We start from the raw sequence: 11,154 nt of genomic DNA, 5'->3' as shown, positions 1-11,154 counted from the left end.
CTGCTCGGGCGCAGCCCGGCCCGCCGGGGTGACCGGGCCTGCGGCTCCGGCTCAGCCGCCGGCGTTCTGGAGACGGCGGTAGGACCGGCGGGTGTAATGGACGAGCAGGACCGCGGGGAGAACCGCGCGGGTGACGTTCGGCCATGCCGGGCGACCCGCGTCGGACGCGCTCCCGACCGCGATGAGCAGGACGAGGACGAACACCACGTTCAACGCCATCATGAGCGAGAACCGGAGCAGCGCCTTGCGGTACTCCGGGCTTCCGGCACCGGCGGCCTTCGCGCCACCCGTCTTCGCCCCGCCTGCCTTTGTCCCGGCCGCCTTCGCCCGCGTGCGCTGCTTGCGCGGCTGAGGTATCCGCTCCGGGTCGCGGGCCGGAAGGGGGACGACGGCGTCGGCGGGAACGGCCGCGTCCAGCACGGCGATCCGCTCGGGGGTGAGGTCCCCGAACATGGTCGGCTCGACGGCGACACGGAAGCCGTCGAGTCCGGTCAGCAGCCGACCCCCGTCGGGGCGGGTGGTCATCGCGGCGCAGGCGTCGTACCGCACGGTGACCGGGCCGCCCGGCAGCAGCAGGCTGACGCCCTCGTCGCCGATGATCAGCGTGACGTTGTCGCCCTCCAGGTGCGGATGCCGGGTGCCGGTGAGCGTGGACCCGGAGAACTGCGGGGCGAGCGTGAACCCGGCCCAGTCGGCACCTCGGGTGGGCACCTGGAACAGCCCGTTGTCCCACGCCTCCCGGGCGACCTCGCGCAGGTCGTCGACCGTGACGGCGGTCAGCTCGGCCCTGTGCTGCTCGGGGGAGAGGATCTCGTGGCCGAGCAGCAGGCTGAGCGCGTATCCCGGCAGCATGGCGGCGCCGAGGTCGGGGGTGTCGTAATTCTTGAGCATTTTGCCGCGGGCGGAGTCCAGTTCGGCCTGCTCGATATGCCCGGCGCGCAGCCGGGCCAGCGTGTCCACGAACCCGCCGACCACCGCGTCCTGCTTCTTCGGCAGCGCGTCGGCGTACGCGGTGAGGGTGGCGAAACCGGCGTCGCGGGGGGAGTAGTGGGCGTCGGCTGTGTAGGAGTAGCCGCCGTCCACGCGCAGGTCGCGGTACAGCGCGCGGCTGAGGACGTCGGCGAAGAGGGCGGCGGCGGAGGAGCGGCGCAGCACGGCGTCGAAGACGATGTGGCCGTCGTCGCCGCAGACGTAGGCGGGCGTGTGGGGGAGCGTGTCGGTGGCGGCCGGGGCCGGTATGCGGCGGCCCGTCGGGAGAGCGAGGTCGAGGCCGTCGGGCACATGGTCGGTGGTGATCCACAGGACCGCGTTGTCCCGGGTGAAGCGGGTCTCGGCCCAGTGCCGCAGCTGCTCGCCCGTCAGGCTCCAGGTGCCGAGTTCGTCGTAGCTCGACAGACCGTAGCCCTGCGCGCCGTAACGCCACAGCGGCATCTGCGCGTTGGTCCCGTTGGCGCGTCCCGCGGCTTCGGTCCGGAGGATCTCCTTCTCCGTCTCCAGACGCTCCAGGGGAAGGTTGCGCAGGGAGGCGCAGACGGAGTTGAGATAGGCGACGACCTCGTCCTCGGAGCCCGTGACGTGGAACAGGGTGTAGGTGTTCGCGGTGGATCCGTTGAAGTGCACGTCGGAGACGCCGAGGCGGTGCAGTGCGAGGTGCTCGACGAGGTGGGTGATGCCGAGCGTGGCGAGGGTCTCGTCGGCGCGGCCGACACGGAAGAAGAGCCCGGCTGTGACCTCCCCGGGGCACGGGGCGTGCAGGACGGGGATGCCGTGGACGGTGGCGCGGCCGATGAGCCCGTCGAGGGCGTCGAGAGAGGTGAGGGCGTCGTCTTGGTCCGCGACGACGGAGGTGTCATGCGTGGTCATCTCGTTCCTGTCCCCTCAGAGCGTCTTCAGCGCGGCCGTACGGTACTTGGCGAACCGCGTACGCCAGTTGCCCAGGTTCCACCACGGGGATTCGGAGGCCGTGTTGCCCAGGGCGGCGAAGTGCGGGGCGGCGTCCGTGAGATGGCCGCCGAGCGAGAAGGCCAGGGCGAACGCGCTGTGCCCCATGACGTCGTGCCAGCCGGGGCGGTGGTCCGGGTGCAGCAGCGAGACGCGCGCGGAGTGACGCAGGTCGTCCCGGACCGAGACGTCTCGCATGTACTGCTCGTCCTCGCCGTCGGCCAGATCGAGCCAGTGCTCGACATGGGCCTCGGCGACGACGATGCCAGCGTTCGATCCCTCCGGCGCGGTGCTCAGGCACTCCTCGGCGAAGCCGTGCGCGTCCTCCCAGGAACCGCTCCACTTCGGGCACATCTGCTGGAGCAGCTGCAGTTGGGCACGGACATGGTGCGGATGGTGGGCGGCCAGCCGGTCGTAGCGGCGCCGTGCCTCGGACTGGCCCAGCCCAAGCCCGCGGGCCGTGGTCAGCCGGGCGGTCCAGGCGGGTGCATAGTCGGGGTGCTCCGCGCAGACGTCGATCAGTATCCGCTCGGCCTTGCGCAGCCAGGCGTGGAACTGCTGAAACTGGTCGCGCGAGACGTGCTTGGCGCGGGCGTGGCTGCGGATCGCCCAGCCGACACGGATGTACCGCTCGGCGAGCAGAGTGCGCGCCAGCCAATCCTCCGGCCGGTCCTGTACGGCCTTCTCCAGAAACTCCTCGGTTCCGTCGATCCCGGCGAGTGCCCCGACGGCGAACGACACCTTGTCGACAGAGTCGAGTCCGGCGAAGAACTGCTCGGTCGCCGCCCAGTCCCCGTCCTGTGCGACGGCCCGCAGCGGTGTGAGCTCGGGTAATGCGTCGAACGGATCGGTCACCGGCTCCGACGCCCCGCCGCCACCGCTGGATGTCCTGCTGATACGTCCGCCCCCCTAGGCGTGTGGGAATCCGCCGCCACAACGGGACGGCTCAACCGGCCGTCCAGGCGCGCGATATGACGACCCGGCGCGCCGACGTGCTCCACACGTGCGCACGCGTGATCGATTCCCCGCAGGCTAGCAGGGAGCTGTGACAGGAGGGCACCGAGTTATCGGGGGGCGGGGGTGCGCTTGAGGGCGTCGAGGAAGGGGGTGAAGACGGTGGCGGGGAACATGAGGGGGCCGTGGGCGCGGTTCTTGGAGTCCCGTATGGCTACGCGGCTGGGACTGTCTGCTATTTCGACGCAGGAGTCGCCGTCGCCGGGACCTGAGTGGGACGACTTGCGCCAGTTGTCGAGGGTGTCCATGAAGGGCCTCACAGCTCGTTGGCCAGCCTGTGGATGAAGTCACCCGACCGGGGAGGGGTAAGTGATACGGCTTCTACCTTACGGAAAAGCGTTCGAAACGCTGCGAGTTGTGCTTCCGTGTCTACGACGGCCGCACCGTGAGGGGCGTCGCGGATGACAGTGTCCAGCTTGGGAACCGTGCCTCCGGCGTACGTCATGGCACTTGTGGCGCCGGCGAATCCTTCGAGGTCGAAGGGGATCACGCGGACCGTGATGTGACCGGTCTCGCCCAGTTCGCGCAGGCGCAGCAACTGGGCTTTGGCGGTGGGACGGTCGCTCACCATGATGCGGAGAGCTGCTTCGTGGATCACCGCCTCGTACCGCATGGGATCGGGAGTGTTGAGGATGACCTTGCGCTGCATTCGGTGCCGGATTCGCAGATCGATCTCGTCATGCGGGAGTTCAGGAACTCGGTAGGAGTAGACGGCGCGGGCGTACGCCTCGGTCTGGAGCAACCCGGGGATGTACAGAAACTGGACCTCCCGCAGGGACGTGGCGTGGTGTTCCAGCTCCGCGAGGTCCAGAAACGACGTGGGCAGCAGCCCCCGGTACTCCTCCCACCAGCCGCGTGTCCGATCGGTGGCCATCGCCACCAGGGCGTCGATGAACTCCTCGTCCATGCAGGTGTAGTGGGAGGCCAGGCGGCGGAGGCGTTCCTCGCTCACGCCCGTTAGTCCGGACTCGGCGTGGGTGATCTGGACGCGGCCCGTTCCGAGCAGCGCGGCCGCCTCAGCGGCCGTGAGTCCCGCAGCTTCGCGGAGTCTGCGCAACTCGATTCCTAGCCGAAGCTGTCGTGCGGTTGGCTCCCGCCTCAGGACCATTGACGCTCCTCGGTTCAACAGATCGGGGCCTGTGACTCGTTCGGGGGTACATCGCGGGACCCGCTTGTTTTGGATGACATGTTAGCCATACCGTCAGTGATGCGACGCACACGCTGCGGAATCGCCGGGAATCCGGAAGCGCACCGCCCCGCCCTGCCAAGACGGTCGCGGCAATGCCACCGCCCGAGCCCTGCAGCCCTCCGACATCGAAACCCCCACCACCGACACGGAGCTGACGCATGCCCGGAAACGAGTCCCAAGCCTGGGAGTACTGCCTCTACATCCCCAACGACCCGCGCGCGGTGGCGGTGTGCCGCCGCACCCTCCGTCTCATCCTTACGATGCACGGCCTTATCGGCCTGGTTGACGTCGCCGAGCTGCTGGCAAGCGAACTGGTCGGCAACGCCGTCCGGCACACGAAGGGCCCGGCGGCGCTGCGGGTGTCCTGGTCGGGCAGGGCGCTGCGGATCGGGGCGTGGGACGCGGACCCCGAACCGCCGCAGCCGCCAAGCGCGTTGGACCAGGTCAACGAGGCGGAGGACGGCCGCGGGCTGGGCCTGGTGCGGGCCTGCGCCGAGCTGTGGGGCTGGTACCCGCTGAGCCGACACGGCGACCGGGGCAAGTTCGTGTGGTGCGAACTGGCGGCGGAGGCGCGGGACCTTACGCCTAGTGAATGCGTGGGGTGACTTCCGTGACCTCGAACGGCGTAGCTCGTTGATCAGGTCGTACGAAAGGAGAGCTGATGGTCAGCTCGTCTCACGAGGCCACGCACCGCATCTTCCAGGAGCGGCCCGAGATCCTCACCCCCGTCTTCAAGCTGCTCGGCGTCGAGTCGCCCGAGAAGCCAGAGGTGGAAGTGATCACTTCGGACGCGACGGAACTCAGACCGCTGGCCCGCTACGTCGACACGGCGCTGCGTGTGAAGCCCGCCGACGGTGACGACTTTCTCCTCGTCGTGGAGACGCAGAACGCGCGGAGCCAGAAGAAGGAGATCAGCTGGCCGTACTACGTCGCGTACCTCCAGTCGAAGCACGGACTCCCGGTGCTGCTGGTCCTGGTCTGCAAGGAGCTGGCCACCGCCAAGTGGGCCGCGGGCCCGTTCGACTGCAAGGCGCGCGGCTGGACCGTCCAACGTACGTATCCCCTCGTGTTGGGCCCGGACAACGTCCCTGTGATCACCGACGAGCGTACGGTCGTCGAGCAGCCGGCCATGGCAGCGTTGTCCGTTTTCATCCATGCCGAACCCGCCGACTCCAAGGCCATACTGGAGCGGGCGTGTCGTGGCTTCGCGAGGCTGGATCCTACGGATGAGAACTTCTTTTTCCAGTTCGTGGATGCCGGTCTTGGAGATACTCCAGCCGGAGAGAAATGGAGGCAGATCATGTCGTTCGTCAACTACTTCCCCGGCCGGGGCACGGTCTTGGAGCGTGCCTTCCACGACGGTGAAGCCCAGGGCGAGGCCAAGGGCAAGGCCGAGGGCAAGGCCGAGGGCATCATCCGCGTGCTCGAAGTGCGGGGGCTGGACGTCTCCGACGACGTGCGTGAACGGATCACCAGCTGCACCGACCTCGACCGCCTCGCCGACTGGCTCGACCGGTCCGTGACCGTCACGGAAGCCCAAGAGCTCTTCATCGAGGAAGAGCCGGACAGCGAGGAGCCGCTCGAATCGTAGAGTGCCCCGCATGAGTGTCATCGGGGTCGGGATCGACGTTGCCGAGATCGAGCGGTTCGGGGCTGCGCTGGAGCGGACGCCGGGGCTTGCCGAGCGGGTGTTTCTGCCCAGTGAGCAGCGGCTTCCCAACGGTGAGCCACGCGGTATCGCCTCCCTCGCGGCGCGGTTCGCCGCCAAGGAGGCCCTTGCCAAGGCGCTCGGTGCGCCGCCCGGGCTGCTCTGGTCCGATGCCGAGGTGTACGTCGAGGACAGCGGGCGGCCCCGGCTGCGCGTCACCGGTACCGTCGCCGCCCGCGCCGCCGAGCTCGGCGTGACCTCCTGGCACATCTCGCTCAGCCACGACGCCGGTGTCGCCTCCGCCGTCGTCATCGCCGAGGGGTGACCTCGTAGTGGTGGTCGTCCCACCCGCGCGGCAGACTCGTGCGCATGCGTACTGCCTACAGCGTGGACACCGTCAGGACAGCCGAGCGGGAGCTCATGGCGCGGCTTCCGGAGGGCACGCTCATGCAGCGTGCCGCCGCCGGGCTCGCCGCCGCCTGCGCCGATCTGCTCGGACGGGTCTACGGCGCCCGTGTGGTTCTCCTTGTCGGCAGCGGTGACAACGGTGGCGACGCCCTCTACGCGGGGGTCCGGCTCGCTCGGCGCGGGGCCGGAGTCGCCGCAGTGCTGCTTTCCCCCGATCACGCCCATCCCGGCGGGCTTGCCGCCCTGCGGCGTGCGGGTGGGAGCGTGGTTGCGCCTGCCGAGGCCGTTCCGCTCATCGATCGCGCCGACCTCGTCCTCGACGGCATCGTCGGGATCGGGGGGAAGGGCGGGCTGAGGCCCGAGGCCGTTCCGCTCGTCGAACGGGCGCGGCGGGCCCGGGCCGCCGTCGTCGCCGTCGATCTGCCCAGTGGCGTCGAGGCGGACAGCGGGGAGGTGCTTGGGGACGCCGTTCGGGCCGATCTCACCGTCACCTTCGGGACTCATAAACCCGGGCTCCTTGTTGATCCCGCCCGGGAGTACGCCGGATCCGTGCGGCTCGTCGATATCGGGCTGCAACTGCCCGCCGACGGCGCGATCGAGGCGTTGCAACACATCGACGTCGCCCGGCTGCTGCCGCTCCCCGGTGCCGCCAGTGACAAGTACCGGCGTGGGGTCCTCGGTGTCGCCGCAGGGTCTGCCCGGTATCCCGGGGCCGCCGTGCTCACCGTCGCCGGGGCGCTGCGTGGCGGGGCCGGGGCCGTGCGGTATGTCGGGCCCGCCGCGGATGCCGTCATCGCCCGTTTTCCCGAGACCCTTGTCTCCGATCGCGGGCCCCGCAAGGCCGGGCGGGTCCAGGCGTGGGTCGTCGGGCCCGGCGCCGGTGACGACGCCGCCACCGTCGCCGAGGTGCTCGCCGAGGACGACGTACCCGTGCTCGTCGACGCCGACGGGCTGCGGCTCGCCGACCGCGACGCCGTACGCGCCCGTACCGCACCCACCCTCCTGACCCCGCACGCCGGTGAGGCCGCCGCGCTGCTCGGGCTCTCCCGCGAGGAGGTCGAGGGCGCCCGGCTCGCCGCCGTACGGGAGCTGGCCGCCGCCTACGGCGCCACCGTCCTGCTCAAGGGGTCCACCACCCTGGTCGCCGACCCCGGCGGCGGAGCCGTACGCGTCAACGCCACCGGCACCGCCTGGCTCGCCACCGCCGGGAGCGGCGACGTGCTGTCCGGCCTCGCCGGATCCCTGCTCGCCGCCGGGCTCGACGCCCGGGACGCCGGGAGCGTCGCCGCGTACCTGCACGGGCTCGCCGGGCGGTACGCCGCGGACGGCGCCCCCGTCGGTGCCCACGACATCGCCGACGCGATCCCCGCCGCCTGGAAGGACGTACGCGACTGACGGCGGCCATGAGCCATTCCTGAAATCGGGTGACCGGTGCCGCGCGGTGCCTTCGGACCGGCCACCCGGAGCGTTTCGCTGATCGCATGATTGTCGGACATATCGCTCGCCGTGGTAAGGGCCGCCAGATCACCGGCCTGTGCCTCGCCGCCGCCGCTGTCGTCCTCCCTGCGGGCGCCGCGAGCACCGCCCACGCCGCCACCCGGTCCGCCCACGCCCCGAAGGCGGCGTGCAGCAGGCGCACCGGGCCCTACCAGCGGCAGGTCGAGCGGTGGCTGCACCTCACCGTCGACGGGAAGCAGTCCCGCGCCGACTGCCTCGCCGTCGCCGCCTTCCAGAAGGACCACGGCATCAAGCCCGCCCTCGGCTACGCGGGCCCGTCCACCTGGTCCCGGATGATGCTCCTCGCGGCAGGCGACGACCCCGACGCCGCAGGGACATGCCCGGTCAGGAGCTACCGCGTGGCCTGCGTCGACCTCGACCGCCAGCTCACCTGGGTGCAGAAGGGCGACAAGGTCCTCTTCGGGCCCGTCCCCATGCGCAGCGGACGCGCCGGGCACCGCACCCGCACCGGCTGGCACCGCGTCTACTGGCGGCACCGGCACCACTGGTCCACCCTCTACAACACCCCCATGCCCTACGCCCAGTTCTTCGACCGCGGCGAGGCCTTCCACGCCGTTCGCGGCAGCATCTTCACCACTGTCGGCTCATGGGGCTGCGTCAACCTCCGGCCCGCGGACGCCCGCAGGCTGTGGGGCGTGCTGAAGAACCGCGACCGTGTGTATATCTGGGGTCGCCGTCCCGGGTCGTAGACCCTGCTGTCCCGGTGGGCGGGGGAGGGGGCAGACCCCGAGGTCCACCCGCCCACGGGACGTCACCGCACGCACCGGGCGGGGCTGTCGTACGCCTCTGCGACACTGGAGGCGCCATGAACGAGAAAGCACCCGCGTCAACCGCGCAGTCGACCGCGCACCTGCGTGCCCGCGCCGAGATCGATCTGACCGCCCTGCGGGCCAACGTACGTGCCCTGCGCGCCAAGGCGCCCGGCGCCGCCCTGATGGCGGTGGTCAAGTCCGACGCGTACGGCCACGGCGCCCTCCCGTGCGCCCGCGCCGCCGTCGAGGCCGGTGCCACCTGGCTCGGCACGGCCACCCCGCACGAGGGCCTGGCCCTGCGCGCCTCCGGGCAGCTCCCGGACGACGTACGGATCATGTCCTGGCTGTGGACCCCCGGCGGCCCCTGGCAGGAGGCCATCGAAGCCGGACTCGACGTCTCCGCCAGCGGCATGTGGGCCCTCGACGAGGTCACCGCCGCCGCGCGTCGGGCGGGCCGCATCGCGCGCGTCCAGCTCAAGGCCGACACCGGACTCGGCCGCAACGGCTGCCAGCCCGGCGCCGAGTGGGCCGCTCTCGTCGCCGACGCGCTGCGCGCCGAGGCCGACGGGCTGATCCGGGTCACCGGTCTGTGGTCCCACTTCGCCTGCGCCGACGAACCCGGCCACCCTTCCATCGCCGCCCAGCTCGCCGTCTTCCGGGACATGACCGACTACGCCCGGCAGCAGGGCCTGCGCCCCGAGGTGCGGCACATCGCGAACACCCCGGCCACGCTCACGCTCCCCGAGTCCCACTTCGACCTCGTCCGCACCGGCATCGGCCTCTACGGCATCTCGCCCAGCCCCGAGATCGGCGTCCCCGCCGACTTCGGACTGCGCCCCGTGATGACGCTGTCCGCCTCCCTGGCCCTGGTCAAGCAGGTCCCCGGCGGTCACGGCGTCAGCTACGGCCATCACTACGTCACCCCGGGCACCACCACCCTCGGCCTCGTCCCCCTCGGCTACGCGGACGGCATCCCGCGGCACGCCTCCGGCACCGGTCCGGTGCTGGTCGGGGGCAAGTGGCGCACGGTCGCCGGGCGGGTCGCCATGGACCAGTTCGTCGTCGACCTCGGCGGCGAGGAGCCCCCGGTCGGCACCGAGGCGGTCCTCTTCGGCCCCGGCGACCGCGGCGAGCCCACCGCCGAGGACTGGGCGCAGGCCGCGGGCACCATCGCGTACGAGATCGTCACACGCATCGGAACGCGCGTTCCCCGCGTCTATACAGACGTGGACAGCACGGCGGCTGACGGCCATCGCGGCGAAGACGGTTGAAAGCGGTAGCAGCGAGGCAGTACCGCATAGACGCCAGGCATAGGCCAGATATAAACCAGGCGTGAGCCAGGTATGACTCATCAGCGACCCGGGCCACGGCAACGGCATCGGCAGTACGGCAAGGAGGAGCGGTTCGTGACCGAGAGCAGCGCGGAGGCCCTCACGGCCGCCGCCTCCGCCGCGCAAGGAGCCGGCAACTGGCGCAAGGTGACCGGCATCGCCGGGGCCGCGGTAGGAGTGATCGCCGCCGGTGCGGCCGCCGGTGTCGCCATCGAGCGGATGACCGTCGGCCGGGAGATGCGCAAGAGGGCCCGGCTCGCCCTCGACGCGGCGGGCCCCTACGGCGCCCTGCGCGGCACCCCCGGCAAGACGTACGCCGACGACGGCACCGAGCTGTACTACGAGGTCGAGGACGTCGGACCCGCCCCCGGGGTCGCCCCGCGCAGGCGCCGGCTCTTCGGCCGCAAGACTCCGGCCCCCGTCACCGTCGTCTTCAGCCACGGCTACTGCCTCAACCAGGACTCCTGGCACTTCCAGCGCGCGGCGCTGCGCGGCGTCGTACGGACCGTGTACTGGGACCAGCGCAGCCACGGCCGGTCCGGGCGCGGGGTGGCGCAGGCCGAGGGCGCCCTGCCCCTCACCATCGAGCAGCTCGGCCAGGATCTGAAGGCCGTCCTCGACGCCGCCGTGCCGGACGGGCCGATCGCGCTGGTGGGCCACTCCATGGGCGGGATGACCATGATGGCGCTTGCCGACCAGTACCCCGAGCTGATCCGGGACCGGGTCGTCGCCACCGCCTTCGTCGGCACGTCGTCCGGGCGGCTCGGCGAGGTGAACTTCGGGCTGCCCGTGGCCGGGGTCAACGCGGTGCGCCGGGTACTGCCCGGCGTGCTGAAGGCGCTGGGGCAGCGGGCTGAACTGGTGGAATGGGGGCGGCGGGCCACGTCCGACCTGTTCGCCGGGATCATCAAGCGGTACTCGTTCGCGACGAAGGACGTCGACCCGGCCGTCGCCCGGTTCGCCGAGCGGATGATCGAGAGCACCCCGATCGATGTCGTCGCCGAGTTCTATCCGGCGTTCACCGACCACGACAAGACCGAGGCCCTCGCCCGGTTCGCCGGTATGCCGGTGCTGGTGCTCGCCGGGGTGCAGGACCTGGTCACGCCGAGTGAGCACAGCGAGGCGATCTCGGACCTCTTGCCGGACGCGGAGTTGGTACTGGTGCCGGACGCCGGGCACCTGGTCATGCTGGAACACCCGGAAGTGGTCACCGACCGCCTCGCTGATCTGCTCGCCCGCGCTGGGGCAGTGCCACTTTCGGCTACGGTAAGTGGCTGTGACTCCGCCTCCTCCTGAGAGGTGGCTTCCAGCCTTCCGGCTGCGGTTCAGCCCGAACCGATCCCTCGCGGAACG

At 71.0% G+C, this 11,154-nt stretch carries 11 protein-coding genes; 7 read left to right on the top strand and 4 right to left on the bottom strand.

Going from position 1 to position 11,154, the window contains the following annotated elements:
* Positions 1 to 51: 51 nt before the first annotated feature.
* The 4 genes from ACSYGN_RS16140 to ACSYGN_RS16125 all read right to left on the bottom strand — a co-directional run bounded on the left by ACSYGN_RS16140 (position 52) and on the right by ACSYGN_RS16125 (position 4,063).
* On the bottom strand, positions 52 to 1,863 hold the full coding sequence (locus tag ACSYGN_RS16140) for a M16 family metallopeptidase (protein WP_460396193.1): 1,812 nt from the start codon (positions 1,861 to 1,863) through the stop codon (positions 52 to 54).
* Positions 1,864 to 1,878: 15 nt separating this feature from the next.
* Positions 1,879 to 2,796: a hypothetical protein gene (locus ACSYGN_RS16135; protein WP_460396191.1), complete on the bottom strand. Its 918-nt coding sequence runs from the start codon at positions 2,794 to 2,796 to the stop codon at positions 1,879 to 1,881.
* Positions 2,797 to 3,005: 209 nt separating this feature from the next.
* The gene (locus ACSYGN_RS16130; RefSeq protein WP_460396189.1) at positions 3,006 to 3,203 is read right to left on the bottom strand and encodes a DUF397 domain-containing protein; all 198 of its coding nucleotides are present in this window, start codon (positions 3,201 to 3,203) and stop codon (positions 3,006 to 3,008) included.
* A gap of 8 nt (positions 3,204 to 3,211) precedes the next feature.
* The gene (locus tag ACSYGN_RS16125; RefSeq protein WP_460396187.1) at positions 3,212 to 4,063 is read right to left on the bottom strand and encodes a DUF5753 domain-containing protein; all 852 of its coding nucleotides are present in this window, start codon (positions 4,061 to 4,063) and stop codon (positions 3,212 to 3,214) included.
* A gap of 239 nt (positions 4,064 to 4,302) precedes the next feature.
* Between ACSYGN_RS16125 and ACSYGN_RS16120 the strand changes: the two genes are divergently transcribed.
* From ACSYGN_RS16120 to ACSYGN_RS16090, 7 genes are all read left to right on the top strand, one after another.
* Positions 4,303 to 4,749 (top strand): ATP-binding protein, encoded by a 447-nt coding sequence (locus tag ACSYGN_RS16120; protein ID WP_460396185.1) that lies wholly within the window; start codon positions 4,303 to 4,305, stop codon positions 4,747 to 4,749.
* Between the two features lie 56 nt (positions 4,750 to 4,805).
* On the top strand, positions 4,806 to 5,735 hold the full coding sequence (locus ACSYGN_RS16115) for a hypothetical protein (protein ID WP_460396183.1): 930 nt from the start codon (positions 4,806 to 4,808) through the stop codon (positions 5,733 to 5,735).
* A gap of 10 nt (positions 5,736 to 5,745) precedes the next feature.
* Positions 5,746 to 6,117, top strand: a complete 372-nt coding sequence (locus ACSYGN_RS16110) for a holo-ACP synthase (protein WP_460396181.1) — start codon at positions 5,746 to 5,748, stop codon at positions 6,115 to 6,117.
* Between the two features lie 44 nt (positions 6,118 to 6,161).
* Positions 6,162 to 7,595: an NAD(P)H-hydrate dehydratase gene (locus ACSYGN_RS16105; RefSeq protein ID WP_460396179.1), complete on the top strand. Its 1,434-nt coding sequence runs from the start codon at positions 6,162 to 6,164 to the stop codon at positions 7,593 to 7,595.
* Positions 7,596 to 7,681: 86 nt separating this feature from the next.
* Positions 7,682 to 8,407 carry a L,D-transpeptidase family protein gene (locus tag ACSYGN_RS16100; RefSeq protein WP_460396177.1) on the top strand — a complete coding sequence of 242 codons (726 nt, stop codon included), beginning with the start codon at positions 7,682 to 7,684 and terminating at the stop codon, positions 8,405 to 8,407.
* Positions 8,408 to 8,523: 116 nt separating this feature from the next.
* Positions 8,524 to 9,741: an alanine racemase gene (gene alr, locus ACSYGN_RS16095; protein WP_460396175.1), complete on the top strand. Its 1,218-nt coding sequence runs from the start codon at positions 8,524 to 8,526 to the stop codon at positions 9,739 to 9,741.
* A 135-nt stretch (positions 9,742 to 9,876) separates the two neighbouring features.
* Positions 9,877 to 11,097 carry an alpha/beta fold hydrolase gene (locus tag ACSYGN_RS16090; RefSeq protein WP_460396173.1) on the top strand — a complete coding sequence of 407 codons (1,221 nt, stop codon included), beginning with the start codon at positions 9,877 to 9,879 and terminating at the stop codon, positions 11,095 to 11,097.
* The last annotated feature ends 57 nt before the right edge of the window (positions 11,098 to 11,154 follow it).

The organism is Streptomyces sp. YIM S03343, assembly GCF_054729195.1.
This window is presented reverse-complemented; position numbering and strand designations above follow the sequence as displayed.

Bases quoted from the DNA above. Each gene is read 5' to 3' on its own strand.
- ACSYGN_RS16130 (WP_460396189.1), bottom strand. From the start codon at position 3,203: ATGGACACCCTCGACAACTGGCGCAAGTCGTCCCACTCAGGTCCCGGC.
- ACSYGN_RS16125 (WP_460396187.1), bottom strand. From the start codon at position 4,063: ATGGTCCTGAGGCGGGAGCCAACCGCACGACAGCTTCGGCTAGGAATC.
- ACSYGN_RS16100 (WP_460396177.1), top strand. From the start codon at position 7,682: ATGATTGTCGGACATATCGCTCGCCGTGGTAAGGGCCGCCAGATCACC.
- ACSYGN_RS16115 (WP_460396183.1), top strand. From the start codon at position 4,806: ATGGTCAGCTCGTCTCACGAGGCCACGCACCGCATCTTCCAGGAGCGG.
- alr (WP_460396175.1), top strand. From the start codon at position 8,524: ATGAACGAGAAAGCACCCGCGTCAACCGCGCAGTCGACCGCGCACCTG.
- ACSYGN_RS16110 (WP_460396181.1), top strand. From the start codon at position 5,746: ATGAGTGTCATCGGGGTCGGGATCGACGTTGCCGAGATCGAGCGGTTC.
- ACSYGN_RS16120 (WP_460396185.1), top strand. From the start codon at position 4,303: ATGCCCGGAAACGAGTCCCAAGCCTGGGAGTACTGCCTCTACATCCCC.
- ACSYGN_RS16105 (WP_460396179.1), top strand. From the start codon at position 6,162: ATGCGTACTGCCTACAGCGTGGACACCGTCAGGACAGCCGAGCGGGAG.
- ACSYGN_RS16140 (WP_460396193.1), bottom strand. From the start codon at position 1,863: ATGACCACGCATGACACCTCCGTCGTCGCGGACCAAGACGACGCCCTC.